Source organism: Rossellomorea pakistanensis (genome assembly GCF_016908495.1).
Lineage (GTDB): Bacteria > Bacillota > Bacilli > Bacillales > Bacillaceae_B > Rossellomorea > Rossellomorea pakistanensis.
This window is the reverse complement of the sequence record NZ_JAFBDZ010000003.1, coordinates 658,345-676,251: the sequence shown is the minus strand read 5'-3', so window position 1 is coordinate 676,251 and position 17,907 is coordinate 658,345. Positions and strand designations below refer to the sequence as shown.

Sequence of the window (17,907 nt, the reverse complement as noted above, 5' to 3'; positions counted from 1 at the left end):
TCCTCTAAATAATAAAAAGTTTATATTAATGGAAGAAGCGTGACATATCTCCTTGTCTTAATGAAGGTTTATTAAACCGCCCTGTATGAACAAGTTCATTACGTAACAGTTTTCTTAATTCTTCATCAGATAGGTTACGTCTTACTTTTTCCTCTTCCTGCTGAACTGTTTCTTTCGTTTCTAGTTTTTCATTTTTTACAGCAAAGATTTTCTTTATCCCTGCCATATTGATACCTTGATCTAATAAGTCCTTAATTTCTAAGAGCATATCAATATCATTTAAGGAAAACACCCGACGATTCCCATCGTTACGCGCTGGTGAAATCAACTGATGTTCTTCGTAGTAACGAATTTGACGAGCTGATAAGTCGGTAAGCTGCATGACAATTCCCATTGGAAAAAGTGGCATTCCACGACGAATTTCACTTCCGCTCATCATGATTCCTCCTTTTCTTTCCTAACTGATAATTTTATTATATGTTATGTTAGATAAATTGTCAAACACATGTTATATTTTATAACATGAAAATTTATTCGTAAAAAAAGTAGTCTTGCCCATTTAGGACTGACTACTCTTTTATCCTATTTATAATTCTAATAAACCTTTTTCAATCATTTGATTTAATGCTATGCATATCGCAATTTTAACATGAGAATAAGTTAATCCACCTTGAACAAAGGCTAGATATGGAGGACGAATGGGTCCATCTGCAGATAATTCAATACTTGCTCCTTGAATAAAGGTACCCGCTGCCATGATGACATCATCCTTATATCCAGGCATGTAATTTGGATACGGAGTAAAATGAGAATTAACAGGTGATGCATATTGGATCGATTGGCAAAACGCAACCATTTTCTCCTTGCAATCAAATTGAACGGATTGGATCAAGTCCGTTCTTGAATCATCCCATTTTGGATTCGTATTCATTCCAATTTCCTCTAATAGTGCTGCAGTAAAAATGGCTCCTTTTAAGGATTGTGCAACCACATGTGGTGCAAGAAAGAAACCTTGATACATTTCTTGCAGACTATAAAGGGATGCCCCAGCTTCTGCACCAATACCAGGTGAAGTCATACGGTAAGAGCATGCTTCAACGAGATCTTTCTTCCCTACTATATATCCACCCGTTTTTGCTATTCCACCACCGGGATTTTTAATGAGAGAACCTGCAATTAAATCGGCCCCAACATGACAAGGTTCTAGTTCTTCAACAAATTCTCCATAACAATTATCAACAAATACAACCACTTCGGGATTTATTTCTTTTACAAATGATATCATTTCTTTTATTTGTGTGATTGTATACGAAGGTCTAGTGGCATACCCTTTTGAACGCTGTATACCGATCATTTTCGTTTTTGATGTCATGGCATGTTTTACAGCACTGAAATCCACTGATCCGTCTTTAGTCAATGGAACTGATTGATAACCAATGCCATATTCTTTGAGAGAGCCTACCCCAGATCCACGAATGCCTACAATTTCTTCTAAAGTGTCATAAGGCTTTCCCGTTATATATAATAGGTCATCCCAAGGTCTCAACACACCGAATAAAGCAATCGAAATAGCGTGAGTCCCAGAGATGATTTGCGGGCGTACTAGCCCTGCTTCTCCTCCAAAAACATCACCATATATTTTCTCGAGAGTATCTCTTCCGTTATCGTCATATCCATACCCTGTAGTAGGAATAAAATGCGAATCGCTTACCTTATGATCCTGAAACGCTTTTAACACTCGAAATTGATTTTTTTCTGCTAGTTGATCGACATCATTATGACGTGGACTGATTAGGTTTTCAATTTCTTTCACAATCGGTTCAAGCTTGCTTCCATACTTTAGTTGTTCAAACATTACTTTCTCCTTTAGCTCTGATATTTCTTGATGTTACCTGTAATGGGATGATCACTTAATGTGAATCCTTTTACTTCATATTCTTGAGTTTCTTCATTAAATTCAAGTTTTCTTAAAATGGTATCTGCTTTTAATTGCGATAGTAGTTTCCCTTCATCTGAGGGGAGATGAACATGATAAGGTTCCATTAAACCCATGACAAGCTGTTCGACTTTTTCTTTCAGATTCCTTCTATCTCCTTCATCTAATGCACTGATAACGATTACTTCACCTTCACTATCAGGAACAAAATCAGGATGCATTTGATCCTTTTTGTTATAGACCGTCAATTGAGGAATATGATCCATTTCTAAGCTTTTTAAAAGGGATTGAACGGTTTCTTCGTGATTTTTATAATCGGGGTTTGAAGAATCCACTACATGGAGAAGCAAGTCCGCTTCCCTAACTTCTTCAAGAGTTGAACGAAAACTAGCTACAAGCGTCGTTGGTAAGTCTTGAATAAATCCAACAGTATCCGTTAATAACGCAGAATAACCGCTTGGAAAAACAAACTTTCTTGTCATTGGATCCAAAGTAGCAAAAAGTTGATTCTCTTCATAAGATTCTGCTGTTGAAAGTCTATTGAAAAGCGTTGATTTCCCTGCATTCGTATAACCTACTAAGGCAACTTGAAACGTTTTATTCTTCTTTCGTCGCTCCCGATAACGCTCTCGATGTTCCGCAACAATCTTTAATTGCTTCTTTATGTCATCGATTCTTCGTCGGATATGGCGACGGTCACTTTCAAGTTTTGTTTCACCAGGTCCCCTTGTCCCAATTCCCCCTCCTAACCGGGATAGGGCTGTACCTTTACCAACTAATCGAGGAAGTAAATATTGCAGCTGTGCAAGTTCAACCTGTAGCTTCCCTTCTCTAGAACGTGCTCTTTGGGCGAATATATCTAATATTAATTGGGTCCGATCAATAATCCTTGCATTCACTTCTTCTGATAAGTTTCGAATTTGACTTGGTGATAGTTCATCGTTAAATATAATGAGGTCTGGCTCAAATTGCTCTTCAAGCATAACGAGCTCCTCCACTTTACCTTTTCCTATATATGTACCGGGGTGGATTCTTTCTCTCTTCTGTGTTAATGTAGCCTTCACTTCAGCTTGTGCGGTTTCTGTTAGTGAAGATAATTCTTCCAACGAATATAAAAATCGAGCATCTTCTTCATTTAATTGACAGCCGACTAAAATGGCTTTTTCTTTAATTGGTTCGTTCAATCTATATCCTTCTTTCCAAATTAGAGTCCTTTTGTTCATCATATCAAAAATAAAAAGGAAACACTATGTTATTAACCCTTTAAAACCTACACGAAAAAGCAGTGAAGATACTTATAATGATTCTCCCCATAAGGATTCCAAAAATTTTAATCTTATCTTTTGAAAAAGTGGTTGCAAAAAGGAAATTAGATGTTAAAATCAATATGCTTGAAGAAAAGCTAAATAAAATTTCATGTAAACAACCACAGCCTATTCCTGTAGAATACATATTTTCATAGATAAGGAGGAAGGGCCATGACTTGGGAAGTTTTAAGTACCATTGGAACAATTGCTTTTGCTGTATCAGGTGCCATTGTTGCTATGGAGGAAGAATATGATATTTTAGGAGTTTATATATTAGGAATTGTTACGGCTTTTGGCGGTGGAGCCATTCGTAACCTTTTTATTGGTGTTCCTGTTTCAGCTCTTTGGGAACAAGGAATGATGTTCCAGATTGCATTATTAGCCATTACAACTGTCTTTCTATTTCCAAACAACTTACTCAAGCATTGGAGAAGATGGGGAAATTTCTTTGATAGTATTGGATTAGCAGCATTTGCTATCCAAGGTGCCCTCTATGCATCAGATATGAACCATCCGCTAAGTGCCGTTATTGTTGCAGCGGTATTAACTGGAAGTGGCGGCGGAATCGTTCGTGATCTATTGGCAGGAAGAAAGCCGTTAGTCCTCAGGTCAGAAATATATGCTGTATGGGCAATCTTAGCAGGTCTTGCCATTGGTATAGGGATTGTAAATTCATCGCTTGAGTTATATATCCTATTTGTACTCACAACTGCACTTCGAGTTATGTCCTATCTGTTTAAATGGAGACTCCCTAACAGAAATATTAGGGCTACTCAATGACCGACACTCTTCTAGTGCCACCGTCTTTATTCAATAATCACATGTAAAAACCCGAGAAATCTCAAAGGAGAATTCTCGGGTTTTGTTTGACTCGACAAATTCCTGTTCGTCCCATAACCACTTAGTACGGAGTTGTTTCATGTTTGGGTAATACTAAGTCACTACTTCTGATGGTTAGGAGATCATTACGATCAAAATGATTGGCCATTAAAAGCCTCATCGCTTGTGAACGTATTGATTTTTCTAATACATTTCTAACATAACGTCCATTCGAAAAAGCGGACGAGGAAAGAGCTACCTTTGCAAGTGCCAAATGTTCTCGAACCTTTCTTTCTGCATCACTGCTCAATATATATTCTTTTTCATTTAACATTCTTTTTCCAATCTCCATTAATTGATCAACTGTATAATCAGGGAAATCGAACACTAGTGGAAATCGTGAATGTAAGCCTGGATTTAATGTTAAAAAATGATCCATTTCCCGAGAATAGCCCGCAAGAATCAAAATAAAATCATGTTGCTTATCCTCCATATGTTTGACCATTGTATCAATGGCTTCTTTACCAAAATCCTTCTCTCCACCCCTTCCTAATGAATACGCTTCATCAACAAAGAGGATACCACCGAGTGCCTTCTTAATAAGATCTCTTGTTTTTTGTGCTGTATGACCAATATATTCACCAACTAGATCAGCTCGCTCTGCTTCAATCAAGTGACCTTTCGTTAACACATCCATCTTTTGAAACAATTTCCCAATCAAGCGCGCGACTGTTGTTTTCCCTGTTCCTGGATTTCCTTTAAACATCATATGCAAAGCTTGCTTTCCTGCCTTCAAACCCATTTCTTCCCGCTTCTTATTCACGTAAATCCAAGCATAAATTTCTTTAACCATTTTTTTCATTTCTTCCATCCCGACAAGTGCTCCTAATTCTTCTTCTATATCCCTTAAGGCAGCATGCTCTTGTGGAAATGGTTTTGGGGCTGCTTCACGATTAACTATATCTTTCACATGTGTACGTTTATGAGAGTTCAAGACTACGTTAATCTGGCCGTTACTCCTTTTTCGCATTGGTTGATCCAAGAGCTTCACCTCACCATTTTCTACAGTATACGACTCTCGGTCATTAACGGTGATAGATGCCTAATTCTCCCTGATTATTCGACAATCCAATCGCTTAATCGACAAATACCAGTATTTATTATAATATTCTGTCAATTTATGCGCTTTCCCAAGAAATAATGGGAAATTTTTAGGCTCTCTTATCATCTTATTCACCCAATTCTCAATTCATTATTCCTTTTTTCCAATGATGAAGACTTTTGTCCAAAATAAAATAAGTTGATCCATAAAAGCAGGTATTATCAAGGTTGTCATTGATATTCCCAGCTTTTATAAATCAACTCAGGTGATTCATATTGTATTATTTAGATTCATCAAAATTAATTTGTACATTCCGTTGTGGTGAAAAAGTTGAAATAGCATGTTTATATACTAACTGTTGCTTACCTTCTGTTTCAAATAATACCGTAAAATTATCAAACCCTTTTACATGTCCGCGGATTTGAAAACCATTTAAAAGAAAAACTGTTACCATAATATTGTCTTTCCTTAATTGGTTAAGGCATTGATCTTGGATATTTACAGACTGCTTCATGATTCGTCCTCCTCTTTCTATCTCTACACTCTAACTATTCGACTTTAAGCATAACTTTCCTGCTGCAAAATGAGAAATCTCTTCGATTTTTTTATTTTGTTCCTTCTTATTTGTTACATCAAACCACTCAACATTCATTTTGTTTCGGAACCATGTTAATTGCCTTTTAGCATATCTACGCGAGTTTTGTTTTAAATTTTCAATTGCTATATTAAGGGATACCTTACCTTCTAGGTACTCATAGATCTCTTTATAGCCAATAGCTTGAATGGATTGAACATCTCGGATTCCTTTTTCATATAAACTCGTAACTTCCTCTAATAGGCCTTGTTCCATCATTAAATCGACTCGAAGATTGATTCGATTATACAGAGTTTCCCTTTCCATTGTTAACCCTATTAAAGCAACATCATACAGAAGTTCTTTGTTCTGATTCTTCTGGTACTCATGAATCGATTTACCCGTACAATGAAGAATTTCAAGTGCCCGAATAACACGTCGAACATTATTAGGATGAATTTGACTAGCTGATTGCGGATCCTTCGCAACTAGTTTCTTATGTATATATTCGTTTCCATACTCTTCAGCTTCTTTTTCTAATTGACGGCGAAAGCTCTTATCTCCTGCAGTCTCAGTAAAATGGTAATCGTAGATTACTGATTGGATATAGAGCCCTGTTCCACCGACAATCATAGGAAGATGGCCGCGAGCATGAATTTCGTTGATTTTCTCTCTTACTAATTGTTGAAATTCCGCCACTGAGAAGCTTTCCTCTGGTTCTTTTATATCGATAAGATGATGCGGAATTCCCTTCATTTCATAAGGCATTATTTTTGCCGTACCCACATCTAACTGTTTATAGATTTGCATAGAGTCCCCACTAATAATTTCTCCATTAAATCTTTTAGCTAACTGCAAGCTCGTTTCTGTTTTTCCAACAGCCGTAGGTCCAATAAGTACGATTAATTTTTGCTTCAAAGTTTTCACTGCTTTCTTTGCTATGATCTTAACATTATCGTACCATAACTTCACGACAGGATTCACATCAAATTAGTTTACCCGAATCTCTTCTATTTATACAATTTTTTGTTTTTCTATTGAAATTTTTTCAAGAACATAATGAACAAACTCTTTCACCTGTTCTTGTCGTTCATCTATTTCTAACCTTATTCCATTTTCATATGAAAATAGAGCTTCATTAATTAGAATTGTGAATAGACCCGGAAGATTCTCTCTTCCCCACTCCCCCCCTTCTTTCTTCGAAGCGATCCCTTTTTCTCTAATAAAAAATAAAACCCGGCATAGATTCAGAATATAATAGACCGGATCATTCCAAACCTCTTCCGCTGCATTTTCGATATCAAAAATAATAGAATCTAAGTAATCCTTTGAGCTGACATCTTCAAAAACTTCTTGAATGGGTAATCCAATTAAACACCTGCCGCGATGTTTTGTCATCACCACATGTGCTGCAAGATCGCGATCCTTCCCACCTTCAAGGATAAATTCTGGATCACTTATATAATGATGTCTGTGTGCATTTGAATAATGAAGCTCAAATGGAGTAGGGTGTTGAAAAGGGTTCAATACAGCTTCATTCACAACACTCATTTCTAATCCTTTCTGAGGAAATTCCTCCTCGATTTTAAAGAAACTATTAATAAGTTCTCTTTTAGTAGTAGGTAAAAGCGGCTCTTTTACAACAACTAATAGATCAATATCACTCTTCACAGGATGATAACACCCCATTGCTAGAGAACCATGGAGATACACTCCAACTAAATTCTCATCTAATTTCTGTTGAAAAATCGTTACCAGCTTTGTTAAGGTTTGCTCCATAAAAATTCCACCTTTTTGAAATTTATCCGCACCAACTTCTAGATGGGCTGCCCCAATCCCACTGGATCAGGATCCATATACATAATCTATACAAGAAAATATGAAAACCATGCCTTATCAGGGCAACCCACTTTCTATTCATTATTCTGAAGGAGTTAGAATTAACTTTTCAACTTCTTTGTTTGGTCCGTTTAATGATGTTTGATGATAAGTTCCTTTTACCCAGTCACCGATTTGATCATCGTACCACCTGCTTTTTATATGCCCTGATTGACCAGGGCCAACAATATGTTCGCCGATTGCCATATTACTAGTGTCCATAATAAACCTCCACGATGCTCCATGATCCGCTATTCCATCCTCTCCATAGGATGCCGCTTGAACAGTAACATGACTGCCGCCTACAGGAATAGGCTTTTCCCGGTTAAAAAAGAAAGCAAGGATATCAGATGAACTGGAGACAGGATGGGCAAAATATAATTGATGATAATCTCCCCACTGCCAACTTTCAGGCGATGAACCGTATTCTTCTTGTAAATTCGTTTTAACATTAGAAAATGATTGATGTAGCACCTTCGATATTCCCCCTTGGCCTGCTATCCATGGCGAAACATTTCCATCGAATGCTTTTCGGAGTAGTTCGTCGACAACACTTGCTTTCCCTGTAAAAAGTTTCCTCATTCCCTTTGGTATTTCCTCATTAAAAAGGACATTTGGAATCTCTTTCATCCAAAGATTGAAAAGAAGTGGTGCCGCCTGACTTTTATCGTCTATAAAATTCCATTCTTTCAATTCTGCTACTGCCTCTTTTTCCACTCGTGTTAATGATTCTTGTTCAATTTCTACTACCATGCTTTGTAAAAATTCAACTGCATGAAGATTTTTTTGATCCATTTGTAGAGTTTTCATATCTATAAGAGAAAGTTTCTCTTTTTCTTCGAGAAATTCTTTTATTCTCATATAACGATACGGTTGGGCCCAATGATGACTAATATGGTATGGGTATGGATTATCTACTACTTTATTATTTGCCGTAGCAATGAACCCTTTTTCTGGGTTAACCACTCTTGGTAATTCATCATATGGAATGAACCCTTCCCACTCATATTCATCTGTCCAACCTGGTACCGGCAGGATTCCATCTCCTTTTTTCCGAATCGGGATCTTTCCATTTGCCTTATAGGCGATGGTTCCGTCTGCACTTGCAAACACAAAATTCTGGGTAGGAACGTGGAAATCTTTTAAGGCCATTTCAAATTGTCCCCAATTTGTCGCTTTATTTATCTCCAAAATGGCTTGTAACTCATTAGAAGGATCTAAAGCTGTCCATCTCATCGCCAAAGCAGTATTTCCCATAGTTTCATAAGCAAATTCATTAATAATCGGTCCGTGTCGAGTTACTGTAACCTCATAAGGCACCGTTTCTTCGTCTTTTACCTTAATCGGTTCTTTAATAATTTTTGCTTTTTCCCATTTTTCTTTATAAAGAAATTCTTTTGGATTATTTGGGTTTCTTTTCTCGATATAAAGATCCTGTACATCTGGGCCAGTATTCGTAACCCCCCATGCAATTTGATCATTATGTCCAAGGATGATTCCAGGTACTCCAGCAAAAATAACCCCGCTTACATTCATTTCAGGTGCATTTAAATGCATTTGATACCATATCGAAGGAGTTCCGAGTCCTAAATGAGGATCATCAGCCAACAACGGTTTACCAGAAACACTTTTTTCCCCGCTAACAACCCAATTATTACTTCCGTTGAATTCTGGAGGAATGACCGCTGCAGCGAATGATTGGCTTATATCTAAATCAATTTCTTCATATTCAGCTAGAATAGTAGGGGCATCTTTTGGATAGGAAGGAAATAAATCAAGTGCTTTTTCGTTTGGTAAGTTTTCAATCGCCCAATAACGAAATGCTTGCCCTTGCCAATGTCCTCCTAAGTCAAAAGCCATATATTTTCCGATTGTCAGCGAATCAATCGGCGTCCACTCCTTTGGTTCATATCCGAGAAGGGTAAATTCAATCGGTAGAGTACCGTTTTCCTTGGCATCTTCCATGTATGCATTCACTCCTTCTGAATACCATTCCAATACCTTTCGTGCTTCTTCTGTGTATGTATCAAGTGATGCTCCTGCTGCTCTTCTTAATCCAAGTGTCCGAAAAAATTTATCACGATCAAGTGCGGCTTTACCGATTACTTCGCTTAACTCACCAGAGGCTTGTCTTCTGCTTAAATCCATCTGAAATAACCGGTCCTGTGCTTGCACATAGCCCTGAGCAATATAGAGATCTCTTTCGTCTTCTGCTGTAATATGTGGGACACCATTATCATCCCTTACTACATCAACATTACCATTTAAAGGTGACAGTTCAATTGCACCTTCTGTTACAGGTAATGATTTTGATATATAAACGTTTCCATAAATAAGAGCTGAAAGAATTACAAACGTAAGCCCTGCAACACTTCCCCACACCCATTTCTTTTTTCTTTTTTTCCGCTTTGGAATCGATACTTCCAACAAAATCCCCCCTTATCCTATTAATGAATATATTAGCTTTTGTTAAGAGGGAATCCTTCTATTAAATTGGAAAAGTTTACTTGCATTGTATTTTTAAATCTTTGATAAATCTAATGTAATTTTAATAGAAGTTTCTAAAGTTTTTTTATCCATTATGTATTTTGTAGTTTAAGTAAATTTTCGATTGTAGTTAGCTCAACCATGGTATACCTACTTAATCCTATTAGAATCAAACAGAATGAACAAAGCCCCGCTAACCGCAAACAAAACAGAGCCTATATAAAAAATAAAATGAATCGTAAAGAAATCAATGAGGACCCCTGTCCCCATAACGGCAATGGCAGAAAAAAGGGTTGTCCAAAAATGATAATTTCCAATTATTTTCCCTCTAGTTTGTCCTTCACTAATCTCAGCAACCATGCTTTTTTCACACGTTTTTTGTACTGCTCCCAGCAGCCCAAGTACGATTTGCATCACATACACTTCCGGTAATGTTGTTATTCCTGGGATTAATAAAAATAGTAACGCCATCCCCCATGCATACGCGACTAGAAAGACATTGCTTCCAAACCTGTCTGCCCCTGCACCGATCCATCGATGAAAAATCGCTGAACTTAAAGTAAATAATCCGTATGCAAACCCAAAACTCGAAAAGGTACTGCCAATATTTTTTATAAAAAGAAGATAGAAAGGAAACGTTATCGAAGAAGCCATAAGCGCAAAGCTCTGGGCCGTTATAAACCATTTCATTCTCCATACCCCTCATAAAACATATTTCTAAACCGTTCTTCTGGATCTAGATTTCTTTTTTTCTGAAAAAATTCTTCCTTCCTTGGATAGGCTCTCTTCATTTGGTCATTAGTTGGATATGAATAATACGGCAAGTAATAGCTTCCATTATGATCAAGCGTCACATCAATCATTTCTCTTATGATCTTGCCTGTCTCTTCTTTGTCCTTTTCTGTTAATCCTTGATTGATCAAGAGAACGAGAGCAAACATGTCTTCTTTTGAATAGGAAAGAACAGCCTCTTGATTTTCTTCTACGTAACGAATGGTTATATTCATCAAATTTAAATCTTCATCTAGTAGTACATGACGTAAATCATCCATATAGCTTTCAAATTCATCTATGGGGACAAAATATTCCTGCAAAATATCTGTATCTGATTCACTTTCATACTCGAGAAATTTTGACTCAGACCTCATCACATTATTCCTTGTCATAAGCTCCCCATCTTGGCGTTGAAAATAACCCTCTTGTAAATCCCAAAAAAGCTTTTTCCCCCAATCGAAATTCCTGGATAACCCTAGTAAAAATTTCATTAAAAACGTCCCCCTCTCTTCCTTTAATTGACTGTGGGAAGTATAAGCTTCTTGATTTGCTAGCACCCAATCCGTTATATACATATCTTTCAAAAATGAATCGGGTGCAGTTGATATTCGTGCAAGATGCATTTTCACCTTTTTATCTGCCATCACTTTTTCTGTAAAAAAATCAGAATACTCTTTATAGGAAAGTGAGGTAGTTCGTACCTCATATAACTCATCATCCGTTAACTGTAGTTCCACATCCAAAATAATGCCAAATAAACCGTAGCCGCCTATTACAAGAGGGAAATACTGACTATTCTCTTTACGTGAAACATTTATTATTTCTCCGTCTGCCTTCATTAAACGAAATGAGTTTACAGTTTCAATCAAGGATCCATGACGTATATCTCGACCATGGGCATTCACTGATAATGATCCCCCAATCGTAAATATGTTTTGCGACTGCATCACCTTTACAGCAAGTCCATATGGGTTAACGGCTCGTTGAATATCATCCCATGTTGCTCCACTTTGAACGGTAACCGTCTTTTCTTCTTTATCAATTTGAAGGATTCTATTATAGGACTTCATATCAAGAACAATTCCATTCGGATAATAGGTATGGCCACCTTGGCTATGCATTTTTCCTGCAATAGAAACAGAAAGGTTCTTCTCACTTGCTTCTTTAAGTGTTTGTTCAAAAGTCTTTTCTTCTTTTCCTGTAACTGCCTCTTTAATTTTCACTGGCATTAAATTCCCAACATCAGAGATCTCGGTTCTAGTAAGACGATCGTTGAATGAAACAGTCATTATAAGAAGATAGGAAGAAACAAAACAAATCAATATCAATAGTTTATTTCGTACAGTCTTTTTCTTCTTTAATTTCATTTTCATACCCCTTTTATACTTTTAGTGTAATTTTACACTTTTATTATGAAATTTCAATAAAATTTAGCATTTTTCGAAAATATATTTCCATTAAACAACAAAGGCTACTCTCTAAAAGATTGTTGTTAAGAATATAAATTTTTGTAGTGAGGTTGGTTGAAGTGGAAGGTGCGAGACTCTTGCAGGAGAAGCGGGACAGGTGAGGCCAAAGCAGGAGCAAGGAGGCTCACCGCCCGTCCTGCGGAAAGCGAGCATTCTTTCGCTGCAATCAACCAACCCCTTTTCAAATTACAACAATGTTTACGAAAACAGCCAAAACAAAAAGGCTAACCCATTTACAATCGGGTCAACCTTTTAGCCTTAAACTTCTCTTGGGATATACGCATCTTTAATCTCTTTCTCTAATTCCGTTAAATAACGTAATTTCTCATCCTTTGACCAATTAAGAATTTCGCTCATAGAATTTACAACTTCTTCTTTCCACTTCAATACCCAATCAATATCAAAAAATAATGCACCTGTTCGTCTTACCAAGAAATCGAGTGGAGTAGACACCATTTCTTCATGGATACTATAAATTAATTGAGCATATAACATGGCAGGAATGGCAGATTGCTTTTGAGAATTTTTGTAGTCGTGAGCAATTTTAAATAATGCATCCACATTTGAACCATATTGTCTGGCAAGCACCTTTCCTTCTTCTTTAGTGAACCCGTATTGTATACCTTCTTCACTTTTTTGTTCAATAAAGCCCTCAAGATTATGGGAACCCCCAACTTCTCCACCTGATATTTTTAACGTTTTTGTTTTAGATGATGGAAAAGAGATTTCCTGTTCTTCTTTTAACCGTTTTCCCACAAGATCTACTACTGTTTCAGCCATTTTCCGATAACCAGTTAATTTTCCTCCAGCCATTGTAATTAAGCCGCTTTCTCCTTCCCAAATTTCATCTTTTCTTGATATTTCGGATGGATCTTTTCCTTTTTCAAAAATTAATGGGCGAACACCAGCCCAGCTGGACTCGATATCCTGTGCCGTAATATCGATATTTGGAAACATAAATTTTATAGATTTAAGAATATAATCACGGTCCTCAGTGGTCATTTTCGGGTTAGCCGTATCCCCATCGAAGAATGTATCTGTCGTACCAACATACGCTTTCCCATTTCTCGGGATCGCAAATACCATTCGCCCATCTGGAGTATCAAAATACACTGCTTGCTTTAAAGGAAACTTCAATTGATCAATGACCACATGAACGCCTTTAGTTAAACGAAGCTGCTTGTTGTTCATGGTAAGATCTTTTTTGCGAACTTCATCTACCCAAGGACCCGCAGCATTAATCACCTTTGTTGCTTTAATTGAAAATGTATGACTAGACTGGAGATCTGTTGCCTCAAGTCCTACTATCTTCTCGTTATGATCATATAAGAAGCGATCAGCTTTTACATAATTGATGGCCGTTGCTCCATGTTCGACAGCTTTTTTTAACACCTCTATTGTCAGACGAGCATCATCTGTACGATATTCAACATAATACCCTCCTCCCTTTAAACCTTCTTTCTTGATAAGAGGTTCTTTCTCAAGTGTTTCTTTAGGAGATAACATGATTCTTCTTTCAGCCTTTTTTACACCTGCTAGAAAGTCATAAACACGTAGACCAATATTAGTGCTGAATTTCCCAAAGGTTCCCCCTTTATGGATTGGAAGAAGCATTCTTTCAGGTGTTGTGACATGTGGCCCGTTCTCATAAACAATGGCTCTTTCCTTTCCAACTTCGGCAACGAGTTTGACTTCGAATTGTTTTAAGTATCGTAACCCTCCATGTACAAGCTTTGTCGATCGACTAGATGTTCCTGCTGCAAAGTCTTGCATATCAATAAGTGCCACTTTCATTCCTCTTGATGCGGCATCAAGAGCAATCCCAGCGCCGGTAATTCCACCGCCTATAATAGCTAAATCAAATTGTTCGGTCCCTAATGTTTCTAATGTTTCTTTTCGTTGTAGGTTCGAAAATGTCATTTTTCGTGTCCTCCTTGATACCTCGTCATTATTTTACCTTTATATACCAGCCGATAAACACAAAAAGAGACCACACTTAACACTATGAACAGCAACTGTTACATAGTGAAGTATGGTCTCTCTACGTCTCTACCAGATTATTAACTTAATGCAAGTATATCATATAATTGTTTTATTTAAAAGCCATTGTTGCATTCACAGCTTTTTTCCATCCATCATAAAGAGCGGTCTTTGTTTCTTCATTCATTTTAGGATCAAATTTCTTTTCCACATTCCATTGTTTGGAAATATCATCCATACTATTAAAGTATCCTACTGCTAATCCTGCAAGGTATGCAGCTCCGAGGGCAGTCGTTTCATTAACGGTTGGGCGCTCAACTGGGACTCCAAGCATGTCACTTTGAAAACTCATTAAGAAATCATTTTTAACTGCACCACCATCTACACGCAGCGTTTTCAAGGAAATCCCTGAGTCTGCTTCCATCGCAGTTAGAACATCCTTGGTCTGATAAGCTAAAGATTCTAATGTAGCCCTTACAAAATGTTCCTTAGAAGTCCCTCTTGTTAAACCAAATACTGCTCCTCTGACATCACTATCCCAATAAGGGGTGCCTAATCCTACAAATGCCGGTACTACATACACTCCATCCGTTGATTCAACTTTTTCTGCATAGCCTTCACTATCACTTGCTGACTTGAGCATTCTCATACCATCACGTAACCATTGAATCGCAGAACCAGCTACAAAGATACTACCTTCAAGGGCATATTCGACTTTCCCATTCACCCCCCATGCTAGTGTCGTAAGTAAACCATGATCAGATTTAACCGCTTTTTCTCCTGTGTTCATTAGCATGAAACAACCGGTTCCATAAGTGTTTTTCGCCATTCCATCTGTAAAACAAGCCTGACCGAATAATGCTGCTTGCTGATCTCCCGCTGCACCAGCAATCGGTATTTCTTTACCAAAGAAATGGTATGGAATCGTATTAGCATAAACTTCTGAAGAAGGTCTTACTTCTGGAAGCATAGATTTCGGAACTCCCAAAATATCGAGTAGCTCTTCATCCCATTTTAAATCAAAAATATTATACATTAATGTCCGTGATGCATTTGAATAATCGGTGACATGTGCTTTTCCACCGGAAAGTTTCCAAATGAGCCAAGTATCAATTGTTCCAAATAGAAGATCCCCATTCTCTGCTTTTTCTCTTGCCCCATCGACATTATCTAAAATCCACTTTACTTTTGTTCCTGAAAAATAAGCATCAATCAACAATCCTGTTTTATCTCGAAATAGATCATTATATCCTTTCGCTTTTAATTCGTCACAAATGCCTGATGTCTGTCTTGATTGCCAAACAATAGCATTATAAACAGGCTCTCCTGTATGCTTATCCCAAACGACGGTTGTTTCACGTTGATTCGTAATCCCAATTCCAGCAATTTGCTCAGGCTTAATCGATGTTTCAGATAGAACAGTCGCAATGACGGCTAATATACTACCCCAGATTTCATTGGCATTATGTTCTACCCAACTTGGTTTCGGAAAATACTGTGTAAATTCCTTTTGGGCAATATGAACAACATCCCCTTGTTCATTAAAGAGTATCGCTCTTGAACTCGTTGTTCCCTGATCAAGGGAAAGAATAAATTTTTTCATCAATAAGACCCCTCTCAATTAAGCTGTTAATCTCTTTGATTTCATGCTAATGGTTTCTTGACGATCAGCATAAAAGGCAATAATAAGAACGACTATCATAATACCGAAAACAATCCAAAAAGAACTCGTCAGATTCCCTGTAAAGACTGCTTTATAAAATAACCCTCCAAATGAGCCGCCTAAAACCGGTCCTAAGACTGGAATCCATGAGTATCCCCAATTTGAAGGTCCTTTACCGGGAATCGGTAATAGTGCATGTGCAATTCTTGGACCGAGATCTCTAGCAGGGTTAATGGCGTAACCAGTGGTCCCTCCTAAAGAAATTCCAATTGCAATGATAAGAAACCCGACAATAAAAGGATTTAATCCATCAGTAAAGGTATTCGCTCCAATTGATAATATTCCTACTACTAGAATAAAAGTTCCAATGATTTCACTCATTAAATTGGAAAAGTAATGGGGAATTGCTGGTCCTGTCGAGAAAACTCCAAGCTTCGTACCAGGGTCCTCTGTCGCCTTCCAATGAGGAAGAAAATGAAGATATACGATAATAGATCCGATCATCGCTCCAATCATTTGAGCAACAATATAACCCGGTACATCATTCCAAGAAAAATCACCATTAAATGCAAGTCCTAGCGTTACTGCGGGATTTAGATGGGCTCCGCTAAATTGCCCGACGGCATACACTGCCATTGCAACCCCCAGACCCCAACCAAAAGTGATGACGATCCATCCTGAATTATGGGCAAATGACTTTTTCAAATTTACATTTGCACATACACCTGCACCAAATACAATTAATAGTGCTGTACCAACAATTTCTCCAATAAAAGCTGTCATCCCTCTCACTCCTAAATTACTAAAATATGGAACTAGCAAGAAGCAAAAAACTCACACGAATTCCCTATTAAAAAAGGAATTGGTGTGAGTCTCTACTTCTCTTCACAAATTATTAACTTGACTTAATGCTACAGCAGAATGAAAGCGTTGTCAATATGTTTTTATTTTTCAGATAAAGCGAAACCTCCATTAAGATGTCCAAAAAGAGGTCTGAAACCACTATGAATATCAATATCTAGAAGATGTCTTTAGGGTATCTTCACCTATTGAGTTTTGGTTCCTAACACCTTCGGCAGCCTAAGTTGAACGAATCGGGCTTTTACGGGGAGTTATCCTACACCTACACTCTTCGATTCCTCTAAGCCTTAAGGTGGGAAGGATTACTGCCCATTAATGCGAGATAAATCATATTGTTTCCATAAAGAACGATTTGAAGTAGTAATGGCTGATGCACCAGCATCTAATGCTACCTCAACTTCCTCAACACTTTCTATTAATCCACCCGCGAAAATGGGTTTACCAGTCGCCTCGTGAATTTCCTTAATAACCTTTGGTACTACACCTGGTAAAATTTCAATATAATCCGGGTCCACTTTTTGTATTAGATTTATACTTTTTTTTAGTGCGCTTGAATCAATAATAAAGGTCCGGAGCGTTGTAGCTACACCTTTATGATTTGCTTTTTGAATAACACTTCCTTTTGTAGAAATAATCCCATATGGTTTTACTTCTTGACAAACATATTCTGTTGCATATTCATCACTTTTCAGGCCTTGAATGAGATCGATATGAAGAAACATTTTTTTCTCTGCATTATTTGCATATTGATAGACACTTTTTAATTGACCTACATGTAAATCCAAAAAAACGCCATATTGATAATGAGTATTCATCATCTTATCAAAATCTTTCATATTTCGAACGGCCGGTAATATTTTTTGCCCGTTAAATGACATGGATATCACTTCTTTCTTTAACAAAAATACTTACAAAAGATTCTTCATATTATTGAGATTATAAAGAATCTAATACGATTGTTATACGATTGGGTTTTTAACATGAACAAAAGGTGTAACTTATTTCTTGTCCCTTGTCATTCAGTTTACATAAAATTATTATGAGCTTTCAACAACAT

The 17,907-nt window shown here is 37.2% G+C and carries 15 protein-coding genes; 1 reads left to right on the top strand and 14 read right to left on the bottom strand.

Annotation, left to right across the window (positions count from 1 at the left end):
* Positions 1-25: 25 nt before the first annotated feature.
* The 3 genes from JOC86_RS17185 to hflX all read right to left on the bottom strand — a co-directional run bounded on the left by JOC86_RS17185 (position 26) and on the right by hflX (position 3,159).
* The gene (locus JOC86_RS17185) at positions 26-436 is read right to left on the bottom strand and encodes a MerR family transcriptional regulator (RefSeq protein WP_205174127.1); all 411 of its coding nucleotides are present in this window, start codon (positions 434-436) and stop codon (positions 26-28) included.
* A 150-nt stretch (positions 437-586) separates the two neighbouring features.
* The gene (locus JOC86_RS17180) at positions 587-1,855 is read right to left on the bottom strand and encodes a methionine gamma-lyase family protein (protein WP_205174126.1); all 1,269 of its coding nucleotides are present in this window, start codon (positions 1,853-1,855) and stop codon (positions 587-589) included.
* Between the two features lie 11 nt (positions 1,856-1,866).
* Complete coding sequence (gene hflX, locus JOC86_RS17175) at positions 1,867-3,159, bottom strand: GTPase HflX (protein WP_205174270.1); 1,293 nt, start codon at positions 3,157-3,159, stop codon at positions 1,867-1,869.
* A gap of 255 nt (positions 3,160-3,414) precedes the next feature.
* Here hflX and JOC86_RS17170 point away from each other — a divergent pair, with 255 nt between their 5' ends.
* Positions 3,415-4,023 carry a trimeric intracellular cation channel family protein gene (locus tag JOC86_RS17170; RefSeq protein ID WP_205174125.1) on the top strand — a complete coding sequence of 203 codons (609 nt, stop codon included), beginning with the start codon at positions 3,415-3,417 and terminating at the stop codon, positions 4,021-4,023.
* A 121-nt stretch (positions 4,024-4,144) separates the two neighbouring features.
* Here the strand turns inward: JOC86_RS17170 and spoVK are convergent, their stop codons facing one another.
* From spoVK to JOC86_RS17115, 11 genes are all read right to left on the bottom strand, one after another.
* On the bottom strand, positions 4,145-5,104 hold the full coding sequence (gene spoVK, locus JOC86_RS17165) for a stage V sporulation protein K (protein ID WP_205174124.1): 960 nt from the start codon (positions 5,102-5,104) through the stop codon (positions 4,145-4,147).
* A 340-nt stretch (positions 5,105-5,444) separates the two neighbouring features.
* Entirely contained in the window at positions 5,445-5,678 is a 234-nt protein-coding gene (hfq, locus tag JOC86_RS17160; RefSeq protein ID WP_205174123.1) for an RNA chaperone Hfq, read from the bottom strand.
* 30 nt (positions 5,679-5,708) lie between these two features.
* The gene (miaA, locus tag JOC86_RS17155) at positions 5,709-6,656 is read right to left on the bottom strand and encodes a tRNA (adenosine(37)-N6)-dimethylallyltransferase MiaA (RefSeq protein ID WP_205174269.1); all 948 of its coding nucleotides are present in this window, start codon (positions 6,654-6,656) and stop codon (positions 5,709-5,711) included.
* A gap of 96 nt (positions 6,657-6,752) precedes the next feature.
* Complete coding sequence (locus tag JOC86_RS17150) at positions 6,753-7,517, bottom strand: aminoglycoside adenylyltransferase domain-containing protein (RefSeq protein WP_205174122.1); 765 nt, start codon at positions 7,515-7,517, stop codon at positions 6,753-6,755.
* Between the two features lie 141 nt (positions 7,518-7,658).
* Positions 7,659-10,043 carry a penicillin acylase family protein gene (locus tag JOC86_RS17145; RefSeq protein ID WP_205174121.1) on the bottom strand — a complete coding sequence of 795 codons (2,385 nt, stop codon included), beginning with the start codon at positions 10,041-10,043 and terminating at the stop codon, positions 7,659-7,661.
* A 210-nt stretch (positions 10,044-10,253) separates the two neighbouring features.
* Positions 10,254-10,793 (bottom strand): MFS transporter, encoded by a 540-nt coding sequence (locus JOC86_RS17140; RefSeq protein WP_205174120.1) that lies wholly within the window; start codon positions 10,791-10,793, stop codon positions 10,254-10,256.
* Positions 10,790-12,250 (bottom strand): FAD-binding oxidoreductase, encoded by a 1,461-nt coding sequence (locus tag JOC86_RS17135; protein WP_205174119.1) that lies wholly within the window; start codon positions 12,248-12,250, stop codon positions 10,790-10,792. The genes JOC86_RS17140 and JOC86_RS17135 overlap by 4 nt, the downstream gene beginning before the upstream one ends.
* Before the next feature lie 354 nt (positions 12,251-12,604).
* Positions 12,605-14,266, bottom strand: coding sequence for a glycerol-3-phosphate dehydrogenase/oxidase (locus tag JOC86_RS17130; protein ID WP_205174118.1), 1,662 nt, complete (start codon positions 14,264-14,266; stop codon positions 12,605-12,607).
* Between the two features lie 172 nt (positions 14,267-14,438).
* Positions 14,439-15,929, bottom strand: a complete 1,491-nt coding sequence (gene glpK, locus JOC86_RS17125; RefSeq protein ID WP_205174117.1) for a glycerol kinase GlpK — start codon at positions 15,927-15,929, stop codon at positions 14,439-14,441.
* 18 nt (positions 15,930-15,947) lie between these two features.
* Positions 15,948-16,772, bottom strand: coding sequence for an MIP/aquaporin family protein (locus JOC86_RS17120; protein ID WP_205174116.1), 825 nt, complete (start codon positions 16,770-16,772; stop codon positions 15,948-15,950).
* 380 nt (positions 16,773-17,152) lie between these two features.
* Positions 17,153-17,728: a glycerol-3-phosphate responsive antiterminator gene (locus JOC86_RS17115; protein ID WP_205174115.1), complete on the bottom strand. Its 576-nt coding sequence runs from the start codon at positions 17,726-17,728 to the stop codon at positions 17,153-17,155.
* Positions 17,729-17,907 lie beyond the last annotated feature (179 nt).

Bases quoted from the DNA above. Each gene is read 5' to 3' on its own strand.
- JOC86_RS17185 (WP_205174127.1), bottom strand. From the start codon at position 436: ATGAGCGGAAGTGAAATTCGTCGTGGAATGCCACTTTTTCCAATGGGA.
- JOC86_RS17180 (WP_205174126.1), bottom strand. From the start codon at position 1,855: ATGTTTGAACAACTAAAGTATGGAAGCAAGCTTGAACCGATTGTGAAA.
- hflX (WP_205174270.1), bottom strand. From the start codon at position 3,159: ATGAACAAAAGGACTCTAATTTGGAAAGAAGGATATAGATTGAACGAA.
- JOC86_RS17170 (WP_205174125.1), top strand. From the start codon at position 3,415: ATGACTTGGGAAGTTTTAAGTACCATTGGAACAATTGCTTTTGCTGTA.
- hfq (WP_205174123.1), bottom strand. From the start codon at position 5,678: ATGAAGCAGTCTGTAAATATCCAAGATCAATGCCTTAACCAATTAAGG.
- JOC86_RS17150 (WP_205174122.1), bottom strand. From the start codon at position 7,517: ATGGAGCAAACCTTAACAAAGCTGGTAACGATTTTTCAACAGAAATTA.
- JOC86_RS17140 (WP_205174120.1), bottom strand. From the start codon at position 10,793: ATGAAATGGTTTATAACGGCCCAGAGCTTTGCGCTTATGGCTTCTTCG.
- JOC86_RS17135 (WP_205174119.1), bottom strand. From the start codon at position 12,250: ATGAAAATGAAATTAAAGAAGAAAAAGACTGTACGAAATAAACTATTG.
- JOC86_RS17130 (WP_205174118.1), bottom strand. From the start codon at position 14,266: ATGACATTTTCGAACCTACAACGAAAAGAAACATTAGAAACATTAGGG.
- glpK (WP_205174117.1), bottom strand. From the start codon at position 15,929: ATGAAAAAATTTATTCTTTCCCTTGATCAGGGAACAACGAGTTCAAGA.
- JOC86_RS17120 (WP_205174116.1), bottom strand. From the start codon at position 16,772: ATGACAGCTTTTATTGGAGAAATTGTTGGTACAGCACTATTAATTGTA.
- JOC86_RS17115 (WP_205174115.1), bottom strand. From the start codon at position 17,728: ATGTCATTTAACGGGCAAAAAATATTACCGGCCGTTCGAAATATGAAA.